The following is a 21,024-nucleotide window of genomic DNA, read 5'->3' on the forward strand; positions in this document are numbered from 1 at the left end:
AATAGATAATAAGGGGAACTATGGAGTTTATATTAAGTTTTTGATAAAATTAAGTTGTATAGTAAATGGTGGAGGGAATTTATGAATAAAGTTTTAAATTTGTTACACAAGGTTAAGAAAACATTTACAAAAGAAGATTCTACAGAAAACAATAAAAGTTTAATTATAAAAAATAAAAAATATATAAATATTCTTGGAATAATTATTTTAGCTGTTTTCATATTTTCTATGGGTATATATATATTTAAAAAAAATACCATTAAAGACAATGAAAAATTTTTTTCTAAGGCTTTAAATAAAGGAGAAATAGAGTATTATGATGGAAACTATGATAAGGCAGTAGAAAATTACTTGGAAATCTATGAAAAAGATAAAAATCCATTTTGGTATGGAAAGATAGCAGAAGTATACAGTGTAAGTGGGGATTTAGAAAACTCTAAAAAATATATAGATTTAACCAAGGAAGAAAGGGAAAAGTTTAAAAGTCATAAAGATATAACAGAGGTTGAAAGAAAAGATAAAGATATCTTAAATTTAATTGTTTTTAACACTTTTATGAATAAAGATTATAAAGAGGCCATGAATTTAGGAAAGGGTTATCTAAATAAGTATAAGGATAATAAGGAACTTATTAAAACCATGTATACTGTATATATGGTAAATGGAGAGGAAAATAATGCAAAAGAATTATTAAAGACATATCCACTAGATGATAAATCAGCCTATGATAAAGCAGAGTATGCTAGACTTTTAATGCTAGTTAATGAAGAGGAGTCGGCTTTTAGAAATCTTAAGGAAGCATGGTATTTAGATAAGGAAGAATATAAAACTTACGATATAATAGCTCAAATGTCAGTTTATAATAGGGATATTTTAATAGAAAAGATATCAAAGCTTATAGAAAAGGAACCAGAGGAGTTGAGCTATAAGTTATGGCTTGCTAAAATATATTCTATAAATAATGAAACTATAGTTAATGCTATGGATATATTAGAAAAGATAAAGGATAGAGATATAGGAAAGCTACAAGTAAATATTATGAGGGCTAATATGCTCTATGTTATGGAGAAAAAAGAAGAGGCAGATAATATTATCAAAGGTATAGTAGATGGCAATGGAGAGGATTACAGGGTACTTCATGGTGCAGGATGGTATTACTTTAATAAAGAAGATTATAAAGAAGCTTTAAATTATTGCTTAAAATCTATTGAGAAGAATAAAGAATACCCTGATAACTATGGGTTTCTTATGCCAGAAATTTTAAAGGCTATGAAAACTCCGGAAAAGGGAGAACCTTATTTTAGGACGGCCTTATATGTAGAACCATATAACTATAATATGCTTTTAAATTTAGCTGATGTTTATTTTAATACTACTAAGGATAATGAAAGAGCTCTTGAATATTTTTCTTTGGCATCTTTTATAAAGCCAAGGGATGGAAATATAAAATACAATATGGCTATGGTTAATATAGAAAAAGGAAATAAGGAAGAGGCAGAAAAATTATTAAAGGAATGTATAAAAATAGATGAAACCTCACCTAAATATCAGAGAACCATTGGTACCTTATATATGCTTAATGGAAATACTGAAGATGGGATAAATGCAACAAGAAATGCTTATGAAATTGATAAGTCTGATATACTTAATTTAAATAATGCAGGATGCTATTATTTAAATTTTACAGAAGACTTAGAAAGAGGAGTATATAACATAAAGAAAGCTTATGAGGGTATTTCTGATAACACTGATGATTATACAAAAAGGGTTATTAAAGAAAATTATGATAAGGCAGAGAAGTTTTTAAATGAATATAAGGAAAGTAAAGGTGGAGAAAAAATAGTACTTCCTGATTTTGAGCTTTTTTATTAATATTCTCTTTAAATTAAAGTATAGATTCAAAGAAGAAAAGGGAAGTAATTAAAAAGCAGATGAAGTTGCTTGGAGCCGTTATTATTCTAATAATCTATGCAAAGTAAGACTTTAGTTAGGTATAGAAAAGTATTATGTTATATATAATATAATTTAACATATAAATCTATAAAAGAATTAAGTTGTATTTTATAAATAATAGAAGAAGACTTTAAATTATCAATAATAACAATTATAATATAAATACAGAATGATAAATAAGTAAACATAAGAGTTTTAGACATTAGAATAAATGTATAGGTTATAGTAATAATAATTCAATTAGAAAGTTACTTATAACTTATATACAGTACTTTTTTAAATAGAACATAGTCTTAAGATAAAAATCACTTCATAGTTATAACAGAGTTAATAGAACTAAGTATACTAGGAGGAGATGAATTATGTATCCAATAAAATTTGAAAATCTTTACTATGATAAAATTTGGGGTGGCCGTGACCTAGAACTTTTTAGGACAAACCTTCCAGAAGGAAATATAGGAGAAAGTTGGGATATAGCTTGCCATCCAAATGGTACAGGGAAGATTAGTAATGGAAAGTTTAAAGGTATGTCTTTTAATGAGCTTATAGAAAGCTATAAGGATGAAGTTTTAGGTAAGGAAATAGATGAAAAGAGATTTCCGTTACTTATTAAGATTATAAATGCTAATGATAAGCTCTCAGTTCAAGTACATCCAAATGATGAATATGGATTTAGAATGGAAAATGAACCAGGAAAAACCGAGATATGGTATGTAGTTGAAGCCTTAGAAGGAGCAAATCTTGTTGTAGGAACAAAGGATTGTACAAGAGAAAAATTTATAGAAGCTCTAGATAAAGGAGAGTTAGATAAATATTTAAATAAGGTTCCAGTAAAAAAGGGAGAAGTTTATTTTGTAAAAAGTGGACTTGTTCATGCCATAGGGGAAGGGGTTATAATTGCAGAGATACAACAAAACTCAGATACCACCTATAGGGTATATGACTATAATAGGGGTAGAGATCTACATGTGGATAAAGCTTTAGATGTAATAGACTTTTCACTAAAAGGAGAAAAAAGCTTAGGAATTAAGGTGGAGAAGGTAGGATATACAAAGACATATTATGCCTTATGTGAGCATTTTTCCTTAGAGGAATATAATATAGAAGAAAAATTAGAAGAAACTAGCGATAAGGAAAGATTTTTTGTATTAACCTGTGTAGAAGGGGAAGGAAAAATTTTATATAAGGATGGAATAGAGGAAATTGAAAAGGGAGATAGCGTATTAATTCCAGCAAACCTTGGGAGGTATACTATTTTAGGGAGACTAAAACTTCTTAAGAGTTATGTTCCTAATGTAGCTAAAGTAGAGAAGGAGATATTAGAAGAAATAAAAAAATAATAATATCTATTAATAGCAATATATTTTAAATAATAGAATAGATTATTAACTTATGCAGAACATTATCTATAACCTACATGATTTTCTTAATAGAAGTACGTTAAGGTAAAATAAATAAGTTAAAATAAAAAACCCTCAGTGGAATATAAATCCGCTGAGGGTTTAAATTATTTTATAATAAAACCAAATTAATACCATTAGAAAAGTAGAGTAGTATGGTTAAATAAGATTATGAAGTTTGTATAATAAAATGAAGGAAAACATTCAATATGGTTTAAAGTACTATTATAATAAATTAAATCAGTAATAAAAAAATCATGAAATTATCATAAATTATAAAAATACACTGGGTTTAAACCTATATAGAAATAAAATTTGTAGTATTATACAAAAATATAAAACCCCTATAATAATTCTTGGTTTTAGGATATATAAGCTTTACTTTAAGTTTTAAAGGTATATAATATATTATATAAATACAATAGAGTATTCTAAATGACGAATAAAATACTATAATGAAAGTTAAAAGTAAAATTAAACTAATAAATAAAATAAATATTGCAATTAACAGAAAAATGCAATAAGATAAAATGTATAAGAAAAAGATATGGGGGATTTTATATGTATACAGATTTAAGTTATTTAAACTTAGAGTGTAAAGAGATTTTTAGGAACTTATCAGAAAGTCAATTAGTAACAAAAGCTTTAGAGAGAAAAGAAGGAAGACTAAGTAACAGTGGAGCACTAGTTATAAATACAGGAAAGTATACTGGAAGATCACCAAAGGATAGATTTATTGTAAAAGATGATATAACAAGGGAAAAAATAAATTGGGGAAGTGTGAATTTACCAATTAATGAGGATGTCTTTAATAATCTTTATTCTAAGGTAAACAGTTACCTAAAGGATAAAGAGCTATATGTGTTTGATGGATATGTGGGGGCAGAAGAGGAATTTTCTCTTCCTATAAAGGTAGTTTGTGAATATGCTTCTCAGGCCTTATTTGCAAATAGAATGTTTAGAAGAATGGATATTATAAAGGAAGATTTTGCACCAGAGTTTACTATAATATCAGCTCCAGGTTTTAAGGCTGAGGGTGAGAAGGATGGAATAAATTCTGAAGCATTTATATTAGTTAATTTTTCAAAGAAAATAGTTTTAATTGGGGGAACTCAGTATTCAGGAGAAATTAAAAAGTCTATGTTCTCCATAATGAATTTTTTACTTCCATTAAAGGGAGTATTCCCAATGCATTGTTCAGCTAATATAGGGAAAAATGATGATGTAGCTGTATTCTTCGGACTTTCAGGAACAGGTAAGACAACCTTATCTACTGATCCAAATAGAAGACTTATAGGTGATGATGAGCATGGCTGGCATGAAGGTGGAGTATTTAACTTTGAAGGTGGATGCTATGCTAAAACTATAAATCTTGACCCTGAAAAGGAAAAGGATATTTTTAATGCTATAAAATTTGGAAGTATATTAGAGAATGTAGTTTTAGATGAAAAAGGAGATCCTAATTATTATGATGATTCCTTAACAGAGAATACAAGAGGTGCCTATCCTCTGCATCATATAGATAATATAGAGGTAAGTGGAAAGGGAGGCAATCCAAATACTATAATATTTTTAACAGCAGATGCCTTTGGGGTTTTACCTCCAGTTTCAAAGCTTACTAAAGAGCAAGCAATGTATCATTTCATGTCTGGATACACAAGTAAGGTTGCGGGAACAGAGAGAGGTATAAAGGAACCACAAGCTACATTTTCAGCTTGCTTTGGAGAGCCATTTATGCTTATGAATCCAGCAGTTTATGCAAAGCTTTTGGGTGAAAGAATAGAAAAAACCAATGCAGATGTTTATTTAATTAACACCGGATGGATTGGTGGAGGATATGGGGTAGGATCTAGAATAAAGTTATCTTACACAAGACAAATGGTTACATCAGCAATAGAGGGTGGATTTGAAGATACCACTTGGATAAAGCATCCTATATTTAGTGTTTTAATGCCAGAAAAGTGCTTAGGGGTGCCAGAAGTTTTATTAAACCCTGAGAATTTATGGGAAGATAAGGATGCCTATAGAAAAAGTGCTATGAATTTATCATTAAAATTTAACCATAATTTTGAGAAGTTTAATAATGTTCCAGAAGAAATAAAAAAAGCTGCACCAAATTTACCTATAGATAATGATTTACTAGTGGTATAAAATTCTTTTAAATTTTATAAATTAATTAATTTCGAATAAAAGGTTATTAATTTACTTAGCTAGATTAATAATAAAGTTTTGGAAAGTAAGGCACTAAGGGTTTCTTAATATTAAGACATCCTTAGTGCCTTGTTTTAGTATAAAAATATTTTAAGGAATTCTAAAGTGTAAGGAGATAAATCATAGTGAGAAAGGAAATAATAGAAATAAGAATAGAATTTTAAAATAAGTACATAGTAAAATATATATTCTAAAAGTAGAAAGGAGCAAGGCAATGAAAAAGAAACTTTACATAATTACACTAGTTTTACTTACTATTTGTGCAATAACTATAATCGGAGAAAATAGATTTGATACTCAAAACGTATTTTCTGGGGGAGGAGAATTTACCCTGCCTCCATTACCATATGACTATAATGCACTAGAGCCTTATATAGATGAAGAGACCATGAGACTTCACCACGATAAGCACCATGCCGCATATGTTAATAATTTAAATAAGGCATTAGAAAAACATAAAAATTTAAAAGGAAAAACTATTGAAGAACTTTTAATGAATTTAGATTCAATACCAGAGGATATTAGAACTGCTGTTAGAAATAATGGAGGAGGACATTATAATCACAGTTTCTTTTGGGAAATCATGGGTCCAAATAAGGGAGGAGAGCCTAAGGGGGAACTTAAAAAGGCAATAGATAAGACCTATGGTTCCTTTGATAAATTTAAGGCAGAATTTGAAAAACAAGCTACAAGTGTTTTTGGAAGTGGATGGGTGTACCTGGTTAAGGATGGCAATAACAATTTAAGCATAGTAACAACTCCGAATCAAGACACACCAATTGCTAAAGGGCTTAATCCTGTAATTGCTCTAGATTTATGGGAGCATGCATATTATTTAAAATATAAAAATTTAAGGGCAGATTACATGAAAAATTGGTGGAATGTAGTTAATTGGGATAAGGGAGAAGAAAACTTTCAGGGGAAATAAAAGGATGGTATCATAATGAGTATTATACATTATGATACCATCCTTTTAACTTAAGACTTTCTTAAAACTTTTATATAATATATCTATTTAGAAACGGTGTTTTTAATTTTCTTTAAACATTGAAGCTCCATTCCTATAAAAGAACATACAGCGGGAATAAAAGCTATAACTATGCCTATAAGTATGTTTCCGATATTGGATGTTTCAATAAGGGGAAGTATGAATCCATTAAATATTAGAAAGGGTGTCCATACAGCATCACTAGATAAACTATTTATACCTGGTCTAAAAGCTATTAAAGTTATTAAGAAAAAAACTAATGATATAATGGGTATTAAAGAAAAGGTAATTACTTTTTTCTTAGTATTTTTTTCGTATTTCAAAAAACAGTAAGAAAAAGTTGTATATAATGCAATAGCCACTAAAAGCTCAATTACTGGTAATGCCTTGCTGTTAACCTTAAGCAAGGATATTAAAATAATGTGTCCGTAATAAATAAAATTCACTATAAATAAGTGATGAATTAAATTCAAAAAAGTATTTTTCATCTTTCCTCCTAAAATAATAAACTTATATATATTATATAGTAAATATATAATATATATGAAAAATAGAAAAAAATAAATAGCATGTCCTATAAAATATTATAGCTTCATAATTTTATTAGAACAACAAGTATATAATGGTTACAAAGTTATTACGAGAAAATGATGAATTGATTAAATTCTGTTAAAAAACCCTTAAATTATCATAGGTTATAGACAAAGAGAAAAATTGAACTTATAATTACTCTGTGCATAAAATTTAAAAATAGAAAGAGAGGTAACTCTATGCTTTTGGTTTTTAAGGCTATTATAATTGCCATAGTAGAAGGAATTACTGAATTTATTCCTGTTTCTTCAACAGGACATATGATTATAGTAGATGATATTATAGGATTTAAATCTACAGCTACACCTCACTTTGCAGCTATGTTTCAAGTTGTTATACAATTAGGGGCCATATTAGCTATTGTTGTTTTATACTGGAATAAGATTTGGACATCTGTTATAAGTTTCTTTAAGTTAGAAAAAGAAGGTCTGAAATTTTGGAGTACAATATTAGTAGGATGTATACCTGCTGCTGTACTAGGGTTATTATTAGATAATTGGATAGAGGCTAATTTATTTAATTCATTGACAGTTGCAGCTGGACTCATAATTGGAGCTATACTTCTTATATTTGTGGAAAACAAGTATAGAAAAAACTCCAAGACTAAGAGTATAGATGATGTAACATATGGTCAAGCTCTTACCATAGGAGCTTTTCAGTGTCTTGCTTTATGGCCAGGAATGTCAAGATCATCTTCCACAATTATGGGAGGATGGATTAGTGGACTGAATAATACGGCTGCTGCTGAATTTTCATTCTTTTTAGCTTTACCAGTTATGGTTGGAGCATCAGGACTTAAGCTTTATAAGTATGATTACTCATCTATTACAGGGGATCAAATTATAGCTTTAATAGTTGGTTCTTTAGTGGCGTTCTTAGTGGCTCTTGTTGTTGTAGATAGATTTATTGCCTTCCTTAAGAAGAAGCCTATGAGAATATTTGCAGTATATAGAATTTTAGTAGGTGTAATACTACTTATATTAATAGCATTAAAGGTAATTTCAATTTATGGATAATAAGTAATATAACATAAACTTAAGGTATATTATCTTTATAAAAGTGTATGAAATTAAGATAAACATATTATATAATGGGATGCATGAAAATGATTTTTAAAGTTATTTTTATACATCCCATATTACTATAAGAGAAAGTTACTTTTAATAATTATACTTAGACTATATTCATTTAAATAGAGTATATTAATTCACTGTATGAGAGAGAAAACAGAGATTATTTAAAGGGAATGCATCATATTTGTAATAACTACAGAAAATATAAAAATCTATTTTATAGTGTAAAATACAAAGATATAATATAAGTAGTAGCAGAATGTTCAGATTATTTTAAATATTTTAAAAGCTAGTGAGGGATGTAAATGAAGGAAGTAAAAAGATATTTAGAGTCCAGGTTAGGGGAGTATAGCTTTTATTTTGAGGATTTAGATGGTGGCTATGTATACGGTTTTAATGAAGGTCAACAAATTAAAGCTGGAGAGTGTATACACCTTCCGTTAATCATTGCACTATTTAATGAGGTGGAGGCATCAAACATATCATTAAGTCATAGAATTAAAGTGAGTTCAAGGGATAGTAAGAAAAACAATAGTTTATTAAAACGCTTAGGAGAAAAAGAATATAGTGTAAAAGAGCTTATTATCTTTATGATTATTGAGAATGATTGTGAGGCTTACGAGCATTTGGTCTCCTTAATAGGAGTAGATAATATTAATAATCATATTAAGGGTATGGGACTTAGAAATACATGTATAGTGGACAATGAAAGCTTTGATGGATTTACCACTGCTTATGATTTATCTAAATGTTGGAGAATTTTAAAGCATGGAGAATATATAAATAAAGAGAATAGAAACTTTTTAATAGATATATTAAAAGAGCAACCTATCAAAAATAAAATATCATTTTATTACACTAAAGAGGAAAGAGAAAATATAGCATCCAAGGGTGGAAGTAGTGATGAAGCTGAAAATGATACTTGTTATTTAGAATTGCCTAAGGGTAATTTTACATTTACAATATTATCAAGAAATACTCCAAGTGATGTATATAGTATTGTGACTATGGCTAAGAGCGGTAAAATGATAGTAGATACTATAAGAAATAATTGGAGAAAATAGAAGAAATCTTTCTTCTGATGATGTTGTTTCCACATCTTAGGTTAGATGGTTTAATCTAGGGGTGTAGCAACTGTTATCCAAAACCTTTTAAGGGTATGGAGGTGTTAAAGCGTATAGCTATAAGATAAAAATATGTTGACAAAGTTTCTTTAAAGTGATAATCTAATTTCTAAAGAAAATACCTTTAAATTTGATCCAGAGAGGTCAATAAGGAAGATGCAAGTAGTGTAATTGAATGTTAGACAATGTTTGTAAAAGTATGCCTTCCTTATAATTTAAGGAAGGCTTTTTTTTATAAAACCTTTAAATTAACACAGAGATGTTAAGAAGGAGTTGATATTATGTTAAAAGGAAGAAGTTTAATAGATCCTAGAGATTTTTCGGTAGAAGAATTAGAAGAAGTATTTGAATTAGCAGAAAAAATTATTAAAAGTCCAGAAGACTTTTCAAAAATGTGCAGTGGCAAAATATTGGCAACTCTTTTTTATGAGCCAAGCACAAGAACAAGACTTTCCTTTGAAAGTGCTATGCTAAGGCTTGGTGGAAATGTTATAGGATTTTCAGAAGCAAGCTCAAGCTCCGTATCTAAGGGAGAAACCATAGCAGATACAGTAAGGACAGTTTCATGTTACGCAGATGTTATAGCCATGAGACATCCCCTTGAGGGATCGGCTAAAATAGCCTCTCTTTACTCTCATATTCCTGTAATAAATGCAGGAGATGGAGGTCATCAACACCCAACTCAAACTTTAACAGATCTTTTGACTATAAGAACATTAAAAAAAGGTTTAAGTAATCATGTCATTGGATTATGTGGAGATCTTAAATATGGTAGAACGGTACATTCGTTAATAAAAGCCATGTCTAGATATAATAATAATAAATTCATATTGATATCCCCAGAAGAATTAAGTATACCAAAATATATTAAGAGAGAAGTACTAGAAAAAAATAATATTCCTTATGAAGAAGTAAGAACCTTAGAAGAAGCTATGGATAAGGTAGATATAATATACATGACCAGAATTCAGAGAGAAAGATTTGATAATAAAGAAGAGTATGAAAGACTTAAAAATAGTTATATATTAGATAATAAAAAGATGAGTATAGCAAAGGAAGATGCTATAGTAATGCATCCTCTACCAAGAGTAAATGAAATAGCTTATGAGGTAGATGATGATAATAGAGCATGCTATTTTAAACAAGCTAAGTTTGGTATGTATGTAAGAATGGCTTTAATAGCCAAGGTTTTAGGGGTGATTTAAATGGCCATATTTATGGATGTAATTAAAAGACATAGGGAGATACTACCTAGGAAAATAGAAAAGGTTATTGTTTGTAATAATAAAAATTGTGCAAGTTTAAAAGAAACCTATGTGAAACAAAGCTTTATATTAGTTGATGAAGAGAATATGGAATATAAGTGTGAGTATTGTGATAGTATTCAAACATTAAAGGCATTATAGGAGGAACATACATGAAACTTTTAATAAAAAACGCTAAGATAGTTGATTTTTCTCAAACTTCTGTTGGGGATATTTATATAGAGGACGGAATAATAAAAGAGGTTGGAAAAGAATTAAATAAAAACTGTGATGTTATAGATGCAAAGGGATATACAGTAATGCCTTCATTTATAGACCTACATGTTCACTTTAGAGAACCGGGGTTTACATATAAGGAAGACATAGAGAGTGGAAGCAGAGCTGCTGTTAGAGGAGGATATACCACTACTGTATTAATGGCGAATACAAGACCTTGCGTAAGTTCAAGAGAGGTATATGATTCAATAATAAAAAGAGGAAAAGAAGTAGGACTTGCAAATATTCATCAGTGTATAACAGTGACTAAGAATATGAGGGGAGAAAGTACTGAACACTTAGATGAACTTTTAAATATAGAGGGATTAAAGTTCATATCAGAAGATGGACGTGGAGTTATGGATTCAAAAGTAATGATAGAAGCTATGGAAAAGGCCAAGGAAAAAAACATAGTAGTTATTTCTCATGCAGAAACCCACGATTTATCTAAAATAGATATGAGACTTGCGGAAAACACAATGACATGGAGAGATATAACATTAAGTGAGTACACTGGAGCAAGACTTCATATGGCTCATGTAAGTACTAAAGAAGCTATGAAGTATGTTATAGAAAGCAAGGAAAGAGGGGGAAGGGTAACTTGTGAAGTAACTCCTCATCATATAGCATTGACTAGTGATACTGAATATAGGGTTAACCCACCTCTTAGAGAAGAAGAGGATAGAGAATTTTTAATAGAGGCTATAAAGAAAGGCTATGTAGATTGTATAGGTACTGATCATGCACCTCATAGCAAAGAGGATAAAGAGAAGGGAGCGCCGGGAATGATAGGCCTTGAATTTTCCTTCACAGTATGTAATACAAAGCTTGTAAAAGAAGGACATATAACTTTAAATAGACTTTCTGAAATAATGTCTTATGGGCCATCTAAGATAATGGATGATGAAGAAAGAGGTGGAATTTCTATAGGGAAAAAAGCTGATCTTGTACTCGTAGATCCTAATAGGGAAGTAACCCTAGATGAAAAGTTTATAAAGTCTAAAAGTAGCAACTCTCCACTTATAGGATTTAAAGGTTATGGAGAGGTACTTATGACCTTGAAGGATGGACAAATTGTCTATAAAGGGGGAGATGTTTAGTATGGATATTATAGATAAGTTATATAAAGCAGTAGAAGATAAAGGTGTTGTATGTGTTGGACTTGATACAAGTCTCAATTATATACCAGAGTTTTTTAAGGGGAAATTTCAGAATAATGTTGAAGAGATACTCTTTAACTTTAATAAAGAAATAATAGATAGCACATATGATGTAGCAGCTTGTTTTAAGGTTCAAATAGCATACTACGAAGCTTTAGGAATAGATGGATTAAAGGCTTATAGTAGGACAGTGAAATACTTAAAGGAAAAAGATTTAATATCCATAGGGGATATTAAAAGAGGAGATATAGCTGATACAGCAAAACAATATGCTAAGGCACATTTTAAAGGGGATTTTGAAGTAGACTTCATAACTTTAAGTCCATACATGGGTCTTGATAGTATAGAACCTTATATGCCTTATTTAGAGAGTGGGGAGAAGGGAGCTTTTGCTCTAGTTAGAACCTCAAATAAGGGAGCAGAAGATTTACAGTATGTAGATACTAAAAATGAAAATAAAGTATTTCATATGGTTGGAGAAAAAGTTAATACCATGGGAAAGAGTGCTTTAGGTAGCTTTGGATATAGTACCTTAGGAGCAGTAGTTGGATGTACTCATGTAGATGAGGCAAAGGAAATTAGAGAAAAAATGGATAGTACATTTTTCTTAATCCCTGGATATGGGGCTCAGGGAGGTAAGGCAGAGGATGTAGCCTTATATTTAAAAAATGGTAATGGGGGAGTAGTAAACTCTTCAAGAAAAATACTTCTAGCATATAAGAGAGAGAATAGGGAAAAAGAATTCGCCTTATGTGCAAGGGAAGAGGCAATAAGAATGAGAGATGAAATAAAAAGAGCATGTGATAACTTAAAGGCTTAAAAGATTTTATAGTATAGGTGAAAGGAAGATGCCAGGTGGAGTATATTAAAGGAATAATTTTAGAGAACAAAGAGGTTATTAAAGATATATATAAGATGGTGGTAAGGACCTCTTTAGATCATTGTAAAAGTATAAAGCCAGGTCAGTTCTATATGTTAAGGGGTGAATATATAGAACCTCTTCTTCCAAGACCTATAAGTGTATGTGAAGTTTTAGATGATACAATAACATTTATATATGCAAAAGTTGGACGAGGAACAAAGGAATTTTCAAAGCTTAAAAAAGAAGATTCTCTAATGCTAACAGGACCTTTAGGAAATGGATTTAATATTGAAGATGCAGAAGGCAGAGTAGGAATAGTTGCAGGGGGTATAGGAACTGCTCCTATGTTAGAACTAGTAAAGAAGATAAGAGAAAGTAAAGGTCAAAAGGTAGAGATAGATATACATTTTGGATTTAGAGATGATTATTATTTAATAGATGAGATAAAGGGTTATGTAGACAATATATATATATCAACGGATACAGGAAAGCATGGGCATAAGGGTTTTGTAACAGATCTTTTAAAGGTTTCAGATTATAATTTAATATATTGTTGTGGACCAGAACCAATGATGAACAAAGTAGTTTTAAAGGCCAGGGAAAATAATGTTAAGGTATATGTATCCACAGAAAAGCATATGGCTTGTGGAGTAGGAGCATGTCTTGTATGTACATGTAAAACTAAGAACGGAAACAAAAGAAGTTGTAAGGATGGCCCTGTATTTAATGGAGAAGATTTGGTTATAGAATAGGAGGAAGCTTATGAAGGTTAACATAAATGGAATTGAATTTAAAAATCCAGTTATAGCAGCATCAGGTACTTTTGGTTTTGGAGAAGAGTTTAATAACTTTTATGATGTAGGAAGACTTGGAGGTATAAGCTCCAAGGGATTGACTCTTGAAAAAAGAGAAGGTAATGACGGAATTAGGGTATCAGAAACACCTTCAGGAATGATGAATAGTGTGGGATTACAAAATCCAGGGGTGGACCACTTTATAAATCATGAGCTTAAAAAAATGAAAACCTATGGAAATATTGTTATAGCCAATCTTGGAGGAGCTACTGTTGAGGATTATATTCAGTCCGTAGAGAAGTTGAGTGCAAGTGATGTAGATATGATAGAGCTTAATATATCATGTCCTAATGTGAAATGTGGAGGAATGGCTCTTGGAATAAAGTCTGAGATAGCTTATGATGCAGTATCAAGAATAAAAGAAAAGTGCACAAAACCTCTTATGGTAAAACTTTCTCCTAATGCAGAAAACATTGTTGAAATGGCAAAGGCTTGTGAAAAAGCAGGAGCGGATAGTTTATCACTTATAAATACATTAAAGGGAATGGCAATAAATCTTAGAAAGAAGAAGCCTGTATTTAATAATACATTTGCAGGACTTTCAGGACCAGCAGTTAAGCCCATAGCACTTAGAATGGTTTATGAAGTGTGTAATGTTGTGGATGTACCAGTAATAGGACTTGGGGGCATAAGTAATTATGAGGATGCATTGGAGTTTATAATGGCAGGAGCTACTGCAATTCAGGTAGGAACAGCAATTTTTAGTAATCCCTATGCACCTATAGAGATAATGGATGGTATTGAAAAATATATGAAAGAAAATAACATAAAAGACTTAGGGGAAATTAGGGGAATAGCTTTAAGATAAAATTATATAGACTTGTTTTAAAATATTAAATATATTAAGGTTAACTTAGAAAGTGAGGAAATTGTTATGGTATTAGAAATATTAAAGGAAACTGAAGCTTTACTTGAGGGACATTTTTTACTATCATCAGGGAGACATAGTGATAGATATTGTCAATGTGCAAAATTACTACAACATCCAGATAAAGCAGAGAAGGTTTTAGGAGTTGTATGTGAAAAGCTTAAGGATGTTGAGTTTGATTTAGTAGTAGGACCTGCTATGGGAGGCGTAATAGTTGCCTATGAAGTAGGTAGACAAGTGAAAAAGCCAGCAATTTTCACAGAAAGAGAAAATGGAGAAATGACCTTAAGAAGAGGTTTTGAAATAAGAAAAGGTCAGAAGGTAGTTATAACAGAGGATGTAGTAACCACAGGAAAATCCTTTAAGGAGGCTGCTAAGGTAGTAGAAGAACATGGTGGAGAAGTGGTTGCAGTGGCTTGTATTGTAGATAGAAGCTCAAAGGAGATGGATTATCCATTATATAGCGCTATAAAGTTAAATGTGGAAAGCTTTGAAGCTGATGAATGTCCACTATGTAAAGAAAATATACCATATGTAAAGCCAGGAAGCAGAAAAATTAAGTAATCTTTATATAAGAGAAAAGTTTTAACGAAATATATAAGAAAAAAGATTATATATAACAAAGTGTTCTTTAAGGTAAGAGAAAATATTATAAAGAACAACATTAGAAGCAGTAATAATACTTTTAAGTATTATTACTGCTCTTTTTATAATTAATTGAAAAATTATAGATTTAAATAATATAAAGACAATATTGTTATATAATGGATTAAAAGGGGGAGTTATGGATATTAGAATAAAATTATTATCAAAGGAAACATTTTTAACTACAGTTAATATGATTACAGAATTAATGAATTATCATAGGAAATTAAATAATGCTCCTAAAGAATATTGGCAGACGGATGAAGAGTCTAAAGAAACTTTAGAGACTTGGAAAGAACAAGGGGAAATATATAATGTGTTTCTAGAAGACCAGCCAATAGGGTTTTTCTATGTAAGATTTGGGGGACAAAATGTAGCATGGTTAGAAGATTTATTTATACTTGAGGAGTATAGGGGAGATGGTATTGGTAAGCTTTCTCTTAAAATGTTAGATGAATTAATGATTGAAAAGAAGATAGTAGCAATGTTTGTGGATGTTATACCAAGGAATACAGAAGCTATGAGTCTATATAGAGAATGTGGCTTTGATCATTTAAACTTAATTCAACTACGAAAGAATTATGATAAGAGATTAAATAAAGAGGATAAAGTAGAATTATTAGGATTTGAATTTAAAAAATACTGATTTATATCATAAAAGTTAATTTTATGATATAAATATAATTATTTAAAGTTATATTTAAATAGATTTTAAGTGTAAAAATTATCAAGGACAAATAAAAAGCAACAATAATATTTTTAATATTATTGTTGCTTTTTTACTGTTTTTAAAATTAAAGCTTATAAAGTTTTATGCTGCAAAATCCCTTTTGATTTTTTTATTTCTAGGGATATATTTGTATAGTATCCAAAAAGTTAGTGATACAAATATTGCTCCACCTATGATATTTCCAAGAGTTACAGGTATTAGATTTTTAAACATGTGAGAAATATCTATATAAGATAACTTTTCAGAAGATAGATTTATAGAATTTACATAGTTTGGGTTATTCTTTGCTAAAAGACCAATGGTTAAATAATACATATTAGCAACACTATGTTCAAAGCCAGAGATTACAAATGTCATTATAATAAGCCAAACTGTAGTTAACTTAGATATGATATCCTTAGCCGCATATGAACACCATACTGCAAGGCAAACTAGAGTGTTACAAAGGACACCAGATAGCATAGCAGGTATAAACTCTACAGAGCTCTTAGTAGAAGCCATTTTTAAGGCATAGCCGCCTAAAGCGAAGTTATTAAAGTCTAAGGAACCAGAAAAATATATCATAGAAGATATAAAAATTGCTCCTAAGAAATTTGTGAAATATATTAAGAACCAATTAATGCATAACTGCTTAAAAGAAATTTTTCTTTCTAGTAAAGGTATGGTTAATAGGGTGTTTCCCGTAAATAAATCTGTTCCGCATAATACTATGAGAGTGAGGCCTATTGGAAAGATTAATGCTGCCATAAGTTTTGATAATGATGGATTAGAAATTCCGTGAGAAACAACGGTAGAGGCATAAGCCCCTAAGGCTATAAATGCACCAGATAAAAAGCCTAAGATAATGCTTTTTAGTCTTGGGTAATTTGCTTTAGTTTCATAGGCTAATAGAACATCATCTATGATTTCATTAGGTTTTAGCATAAACTTATCCATGGTTTACAACTCCTTTTATTATAAGATAGATAAAACATTTATAACAAATAAATGCTTTTTTTACATTTATTTTGCTATAAGCAAATATTATATCCATAGTATTTTATAATAAAATAATTGAAAATGTAACCCCTTTATAAAAGAAAAAATTCAAAATTTATGAAAAGGTTTAAAATAACAGGTAGAATTTATAAAAATATTATTAAATAATAACTTGCATTTTATAATACAACGTGTTATATTAATGGTGAACAAAGGGTGGTACAAAAATAAACAGTACCTTAAAACCTTTGGAAACAAAGGTTTTAGCTGTATTAATTTTAAGTTTTAACTGTTATAATTTAAAATTATACATTATAAGAATTTGTAATGATGTCGAAGGGAAAATATCTTAGTTTTAACAACTATATGCCAATAGATGTTAAAAACATAACGATACGTAAGGAAAATTAGAGAGTGCTTTTTTAGTTAAGCATTCATTTAAGGAGGAGTAGTAAATGTTTAAGCAATGGGATGGATTCAAGGGAGAATCATGGAAAGAAGACATAGACGTTAGAGGGTTTATACAAAAAAACTACACTTTATATGAAGGAGATAAGAACTTCTTAGCTCCAGTTACTGAAAAGACTAAGAAGGTTTGGGATAAATGTAGCCAGTTAATAATAGAAGAGATAGAAAAAGGAATATTAGGAGCAGCAACAGATAGAGTATCTGGAATAGATGCTTATGAGGCAGGATATATAGACAAGGATAATGAAGTAATAGTTGGACTTCAAACAGATGCACCTCTTAAAAGAATAGTTAACCCATGGGGTGGATGGAGAGTTGCTAAAAACTCTTTAGAAGCTTATGGATATGAAATTGATAAAGAAGTAGAGGAAACATTCCCTAATTATAGAAAGACTCATAATGATGGAGTATTTGATGCTTATACTGCTGAAATAAGAGCAGCAAGATCAGCGGGTCTTTTAACAGGGCTTCCAGATGCATATGGAAGAGGAAGAATAATTGGTGACTATAGAAGAGTAGCTCTTTATGGAGTAGATTTCTTAATAGAAAAGAAGAAAAGTGATTTAGCAGAACTTCAAGGAGACATGCTAGATGAACTTATAAGAAGAAGAGAAGAAGTTTCAGAGCAAATAAAGGCTTTAGAAGCTATGAAGAGTATGGCATCTAAGTATGGATACGATATATCTAAACCAGCAGAAAATGCAAAAGAGGCAGTTCAGCATCTTTACTTTGGATACTTAGCAGCAGTTAAAGAAAACAATGGAGCAGCAATGTCTCTTGGAAGAACTTCTACCTTCCTTGATATATATATAGAAAGAGATATAGAGAGTGGAAGTTTAACAGAAGAAGAAGCTCAAGAAATTATAGACCAGTTTATAATAAAGCTAAGACTTGTTAGACATTTAAGAGCACCAGAGTATAACGAGTTATTTGCAGGAGATCCAACTTGGGTAACTGAATCAATAGGTGGAGTTGGAATAAACAGTAAGCCACTTGTAACTAAGAACTCATTTAGATATCTTCATACTCTAATAAACCTAGGATCTGCTCCAGAACCTAATATGACAGTGCTTTGGTCAGAAAAACTGCCAAGAAACTTTAAGAAGTATTGCACAGAGATATCAATATTAACAGATTCTATACAGTATGAAAATGATGATATAATGAGACCTATATATGGAGACGATTATGCTATAGCTTGCTGTGTATCTGCAATGCAAGTTGGTAAGCAAATGCAATTCTTCGGAGCAAGATGTAACTTAGCTAAGGCTTTACTATACTCTATAAATGGTGGAGTTGATGAGAAGAAGGGCAAGCTTGTTATAGAAGGTATTGATCAAATAACAGATGAAGTTCTTGATTATGATAGAGTTAAAAAAGCATACTTTGAAGTTCTTGAGAAGGTTGCAAAACTTTATGTTGATACAATGAATATAATCCACTATATGCATGATAGATATGCATATGAGGCAGGACAAATGGCATTACATGATACTGAGGTAGGTAGATTAATGGCATTTGGTATAGCAGGACTATCAGTTGTTGCAGACTCATTAAGTGCTATAAAATATGCAAAGGTTAAACCAATAAGAGAAAATGGAATAACTGTAGACTTTGAAATAGAGGGAGATTTCCCTAAGTACGGAAATGATGATGAAAGAGCAGATGATATAGCAGTAGAGTTAGTTAACAAGTTCTCTAAAGAGCTTAAGAAGCATCCTTTATATAGAAATGCAAAGCATACATTATCAGTTCTTACAATAACATCTAATGTAGTTTATGGTAAGAAAACAGGAGCTACTCCAGATGGAAGAGCTGCAGGAGTTGCATTTGCTCCAGGAGCTAACCCAATGCATGGAAGAGATAGCCAAGGTGCTTTAGCATCATTAAACTCAGTAGCTAAGGTTCCATACAGCCCATGCTGTGAGGATGGAGTATCAAATACTTTCTCAATAGTTCCAGAAGCTTTAGGAAAAGAAAGAGATGCTCAAATAGATAACCTAGTTAATGTGTTAGATGGATATTTTGGACAAGGTGCTCACCACTTAAATGTTAATGTACTTCAAAGAGAGACTTTAATGGACGCAATGGAACATCCAGAAAAGTATCCAACACTTACAATAAGAGTTTCAGGTTATGCAGTTAACTTTAATAGATTAACAAAGGATCAACAAAAAGAAGTTATATCTAGAACATTCCACGTAAAAATGTAATAATATTAAAAGGGAGGGGGAGATACCCCTTCTCTTTAATATGTTAGAAAAGGAAGGATAACATGAAGGGAAGAATTCATTCTATAGAGAGTATGGGACTTGTAGATGGACCAGGAATAAGAACAGTAATATTTCTTCAAGGCTGTGCCATAAGATGTGCTTACTGCCATAACCCAGATACTTGGAAATGTCAGGGCGGAACTGAATACACACCTAAAGAAATTTATGAAAAGATATTAAAGTATAAGCCTTACTTCTCAAGGAGTGGTGGAGGAGTGACATTCTCAGGAGGAGATCCCCTTCTGCAACCAGAGTTTTTAATAGAGGTTTTAAAGCTTTGCAAAAATAGTGGAATCCATACAACTTTAGATACAGCAGGTTTTGGACTTGGCAATTATGAAGATATATTAGAATATGTGGATTTAGTTTTATTTGATATAAAACATGTATCTGATGAGGGGTATAAATCCTTAGTTGGTAGAGATGGTGAAGAGGCAAGAAATTTTTTAAAGGCTTGCAGGAAAACTTCTACAAAATTATGGATAAGACATGTGGTAGTTCCTGGAATCACTGATGGAGAAGAGCACATGGAGGCTTTAGCTAACATAATAAAAGATATAGAAAATGTTGAAAAAATAGAACTTCTTCCTTATCATACTATGGGAATAAATAAATATGATAGCATTGGATTAAAATATAGACTTCAAGGTATTGAAGATATGGATAGGGATTTATGCAAGACTATGGAAAATAAGCTGATTAATAGGGTAAATGAATTAAGAGATTCTAAGAATAGCTAGGGTTTATTCTAAGTATCCTTATATAATACTCTTTATTATAATTAGAATATTATAAAATAAGTATCTTATAATATGTAAATATTTATTTAAATAAACTTAATAAAAATTATATTCATGATAAACTACTACTATAGTTTTAGTAAAAATATATAAGTAGTTTTATATTATAAAGGCTTTCTAAACAAATACCTCCTAGAATTATTTTCTAGGAGGTATTGTTTAATTAAAGGTAAAAGAATAAATATTAAATATATATAAGAAGTTTTATTCTAAAGGAACAAAGTTATATTTAGAGAATCCACAAAATGGACATATCCAATTTTCAGATAAGGAGTTAAATTCTATATTATTAGGTATCCCTGAGTAACTATCTCCGTCCACTGGATTATAAACATATCCACAAACTACACAAACATAAGATTTCATAGCTATATCTCCTTTTAATAAATTTCTATTATATAAAATTTCTGTCACTTAAATATCTATTTAAGCTTCCATAAATCCAATATTATATAGAATAAATCATTTAAAATCATAACTTATATAAAATTTAGCATTAATATATTATTTGAAATTTATAATTAAT

At 30.2% G+C, this 21,024-nt stretch carries 19 protein-coding genes; 16 read left to right on the forward strand and 3 right to left on the reverse strand.

Annotated elements, in window-relative coordinates; all coding sequences use genetic code 11:
• Nucleotides 1-81 precede the first annotated feature (81 nt).
• The 4 genes from BR69_RS0114475 to BR69_RS0114490 all read left to right on the forward strand — a co-directional run bounded on the left by BR69_RS0114475 (nucleotide 82) and on the right by BR69_RS0114490 (nucleotide 6,492).
• Entirely contained in the window at nucleotides 82-1,872 is a 1,791-nt protein-coding gene (locus BR69_RS0114475; RefSeq protein ID WP_027633811.1) for a tetratricopeptide repeat protein, read from the forward strand.
• 443 nt (nucleotides 1,873-2,315) lie between these two features.
• Nucleotides 2,316-3,293 (forward strand): type I phosphomannose isomerase catalytic subunit, encoded by a 978-nt coding sequence (locus BR69_RS0114480; protein ID WP_027633812.1) that lies wholly within the window; start codon nucleotides 2,316-2,318, stop codon nucleotides 3,291-3,293.
• 621 nt (nucleotides 3,294-3,914) lie between these two features.
• Nucleotides 3,915-5,504 carry a phosphoenolpyruvate carboxykinase (ATP) gene (gene pckA / locus BR69_RS0114485; protein ID WP_027633813.1) on the forward strand — a complete coding sequence of 530 codons (1,590 nt, stop codon included), beginning with the start codon at nucleotides 3,915-3,917 and terminating at the stop codon, nucleotides 5,502-5,504.
• Nucleotides 5,505-5,778: 274 nt separating this feature from the next.
• A complete protein-coding gene (locus tag BR69_RS0114490; protein WP_084315515.1) occupies nucleotides 5,779-6,492 on the forward strand; it encodes a superoxide dismutase in 714 nt (237 codons plus the stop codon).
• 83 nt (nucleotides 6,493-6,575) lie between these two features.
• On the opposite strand, the gene BR69_RS0114495 is transcribed toward BR69_RS0114490, so the two are convergent.
• Nucleotides 6,576-7,040, reverse strand: a complete 465-nt coding sequence (locus tag BR69_RS0114495) for a hypothetical protein (RefSeq protein WP_027633815.1) — start codon at nucleotides 7,038-7,040, stop codon at nucleotides 6,576-6,578.
• 282 nt (nucleotides 7,041-7,322) lie between these two features.
• On the opposite strand from BR69_RS0114495, the gene BR69_RS0114500 reads away from it, so the two are divergent.
• From BR69_RS0114500 to BR69_RS0114545, 10 genes are all read left to right on the forward strand, one after another.
• On the forward strand, nucleotides 7,323-8,159 hold the full coding sequence (locus BR69_RS0114500) for an undecaprenyl-diphosphate phosphatase (protein WP_027633816.1): 837 nt from the start codon (nucleotides 7,323-7,325) through the stop codon (nucleotides 8,157-8,159).
• A gap of 362 nt (nucleotides 8,160-8,521) precedes the next feature.
• A complete protein-coding gene (locus BR69_RS0114505; RefSeq protein ID WP_027633817.1) occupies nucleotides 8,522-9,280 on the forward strand; it encodes a serine hydrolase in 759 nt (252 codons plus the stop codon).
• Between the two features lie 341 nt (nucleotides 9,281-9,621).
• The gene (pyrB, locus tag BR69_RS0114510; protein WP_027633818.1) at nucleotides 9,622-10,545 is read left to right on the forward strand and encodes an aspartate carbamoyltransferase; all 924 of its coding nucleotides are present in this window, start codon (nucleotides 9,622-9,624) and stop codon (nucleotides 10,543-10,545) included.
• Nucleotides 10,546-10,746, forward strand: coding sequence for a hypothetical protein (locus BR69_RS20650; protein ID WP_027633819.1), 201 nt, complete (start codon nucleotides 10,546-10,548; stop codon nucleotides 10,744-10,746).
• 11 nt (nucleotides 10,747-10,757) lie between these two features.
• Nucleotides 10,758-11,960, forward strand: coding sequence for a dihydroorotase (locus BR69_RS0114520; protein ID WP_027633820.1), 1,203 nt, complete (start codon nucleotides 10,758-10,760; stop codon nucleotides 11,958-11,960).
• Nucleotide 11,961: 1 nt separating this feature from the next.
• Entirely contained in the window at nucleotides 11,962-12,840 is an 879-nt protein-coding gene (gene pyrF / locus BR69_RS0114525) for an orotidine-5'-phosphate decarboxylase (protein WP_242840701.1), read from the forward strand.
• A gap of 35 nt (nucleotides 12,841-12,875) precedes the next feature.
• Nucleotides 12,876-13,634, forward strand: a complete 759-nt coding sequence (locus BR69_RS0114530) for a dihydroorotate dehydrogenase electron transfer subunit (RefSeq protein ID WP_027633822.1) — start codon at nucleotides 12,876-12,878, stop codon at nucleotides 13,632-13,634.
• Between the two features lie 10 nt (nucleotides 13,635-13,644).
• The gene (locus BR69_RS0114535; protein WP_027633823.1) at nucleotides 13,645-14,544 is read left to right on the forward strand and encodes a dihydroorotate dehydrogenase; all 900 of its coding nucleotides are present in this window, start codon (nucleotides 13,645-13,647) and stop codon (nucleotides 14,542-14,544) included.
• 66 nt (nucleotides 14,545-14,610) lie between these two features.
• Nucleotides 14,611-15,168: an orotate phosphoribosyltransferase gene (gene pyrE, locus BR69_RS0114540; RefSeq protein ID WP_034849963.1), complete on the forward strand. Its 558-nt coding sequence runs from the start codon at nucleotides 14,611-14,613 to the stop codon at nucleotides 15,166-15,168.
• 220 nt (nucleotides 15,169-15,388) lie between these two features.
• Entirely contained in the window at nucleotides 15,389-15,895 is a 507-nt protein-coding gene (locus BR69_RS0114545) for a GNAT family N-acetyltransferase (protein ID WP_027633825.1), read from the forward strand.
• Between the two features lie 165 nt (nucleotides 15,896-16,060).
• Here the strand turns inward: BR69_RS0114545 and BR69_RS0114550 are convergent, their stop codons facing one another.
• On the reverse strand, nucleotides 16,061-16,915 hold the full coding sequence (locus BR69_RS0114550) for a formate/nitrite transporter family protein (protein ID WP_027633826.1): 855 nt from the start codon (nucleotides 16,913-16,915) through the stop codon (nucleotides 16,061-16,063).
• A gap of 497 nt (nucleotides 16,916-17,412) precedes the next feature.
• On the opposite strand from BR69_RS0114550, the gene pflB reads away from it, so the two are divergent.
• Nucleotides 17,413-19,638 (forward strand): formate C-acetyltransferase, encoded by a 2,226-nt coding sequence (gene pflB, locus BR69_RS0114560; protein ID WP_027633827.1) that lies wholly within the window; start codon nucleotides 17,413-17,415, stop codon nucleotides 19,636-19,638.
• 62 nt (nucleotides 19,639-19,700) lie between these two features.
• Nucleotides 19,701-20,438 (forward strand): pyruvate formate-lyase-activating protein, encoded by a 738-nt coding sequence (gene pflA / locus BR69_RS0114565; RefSeq protein ID WP_027633828.1) that lies wholly within the window; start codon nucleotides 19,701-19,703, stop codon nucleotides 20,436-20,438.
• Between the two features lie 264 nt (nucleotides 20,439-20,702).
• Here pflA and BR69_RS21590 read toward each other — a convergent pair whose 3' ends face one another.
• A complete protein-coding gene (locus tag BR69_RS21590) occupies nucleotides 20,703-20,864 on the reverse strand; it encodes a rubredoxin (protein ID WP_084315518.1) in 162 nt (53 codons plus the stop codon).
• Nucleotides 20,865-21,024 lie beyond the last annotated feature (160 nt).

Source organism: Clostridium hydrogeniformans DSM 21757 (genome assembly GCF_000686705.1).
GTDB classification, from domain to species: domain Bacteria; phylum Bacillota; class Clostridia; order Clostridiales; family Clostridiaceae; genus Clostridium_Z; species Clostridium_Z hydrogeniformans.

Bases quoted from the DNA above. Each gene is read 5' to 3' on its own strand.
- BR69_RS0114500 (WP_027633816.1), top strand. From the start codon at position 7,323: ATGCTTTTGGTTTTTAAGGCTATTATAATTGCCATAGTAGAAGGAATT.
- BR69_RS0114495 (WP_027633815.1), bottom strand. From the start codon at position 7,040: ATGAAAAATACTTTTTTGAATTTAATTCATCACTTATTTATAGTGAAT.
- pyrF (WP_242840701.1), top strand. From the start codon at position 11,962: ATGGATATTATAGATAAGTTATATAAAGCAGTAGAAGATAAAGGTGTT.
- pyrB (WP_027633818.1), top strand. From the start codon at position 9,622: ATGTTAAAAGGAAGAAGTTTAATAGATCCTAGAGATTTTTCGGTAGAA.
- BR69_RS0114535 (WP_027633823.1), top strand. From the start codon at position 13,645: ATGAAGGTTAACATAAATGGAATTGAATTTAAAAATCCAGTTATAGCA.
- BR69_RS0114520 (WP_027633820.1), top strand. From the start codon at position 10,758: ATGAAACTTTTAATAAAAAACGCTAAGATAGTTGATTTTTCTCAAACT.
- BR69_RS0114480 (WP_027633812.1), top strand. From the start codon at position 2,316: ATGTATCCAATAAAATTTGAAAATCTTTACTATGATAAAATTTGGGGT.
- BR69_RS0114490 (WP_084315515.1), top strand. From the start codon at position 5,779: ATGAAAAAGAAACTTTACATAATTACACTAGTTTTACTTACTATTTGT.
- BR69_RS0114550 (WP_027633826.1), bottom strand. From the start codon at position 16,915: ATGGATAAGTTTATGCTAAAACCTAATGAAATCATAGATGATGTTCTA.
- pckA (WP_027633813.1), top strand. From the start codon at position 3,915: ATGTATACAGATTTAAGTTATTTAAACTTAGAGTGTAAAGAGATTTTT.
- pyrE (WP_034849963.1), top strand. From the start codon at position 14,611: ATGGTATTAGAAATATTAAAGGAAACTGAAGCTTTACTTGAGGGACAT.
- pflA (WP_027633828.1), top strand. From the start codon at position 19,701: ATGAAGGGAAGAATTCATTCTATAGAGAGTATGGGACTTGTAGATGGA.
- BR69_RS20650 (WP_027633819.1), top strand. From the start codon at position 10,546: ATGGCCATATTTATGGATGTAATTAAAAGACATAGGGAGATACTACCT.
- BR69_RS0114545 (WP_027633825.1), top strand. From the start codon at position 15,389: ATGGATATTAGAATAAAATTATTATCAAAGGAAACATTTTTAACTACA.
- BR69_RS0114475 (WP_027633811.1), top strand. From the start codon at position 82: ATGAATAAAGTTTTAAATTTGTTACACAAGGTTAAGAAAACATTTACA.
- BR69_RS21590 (WP_084315518.1), bottom strand. From the start codon at position 20,864: ATGAAATCTTATGTTTGTGTAGTTTGTGGATATGTTTATAATCCAGTG.
- pflB (WP_027633827.1), top strand. From the start codon at position 17,413: ATGTTTAAGCAATGGGATGGATTCAAGGGAGAATCATGGAAAGAAGAC.
- BR69_RS0114505 (WP_027633817.1), top strand. From the start codon at position 8,522: ATGAAGGAAGTAAAAAGATATTTAGAGTCCAGGTTAGGGGAGTATAGC.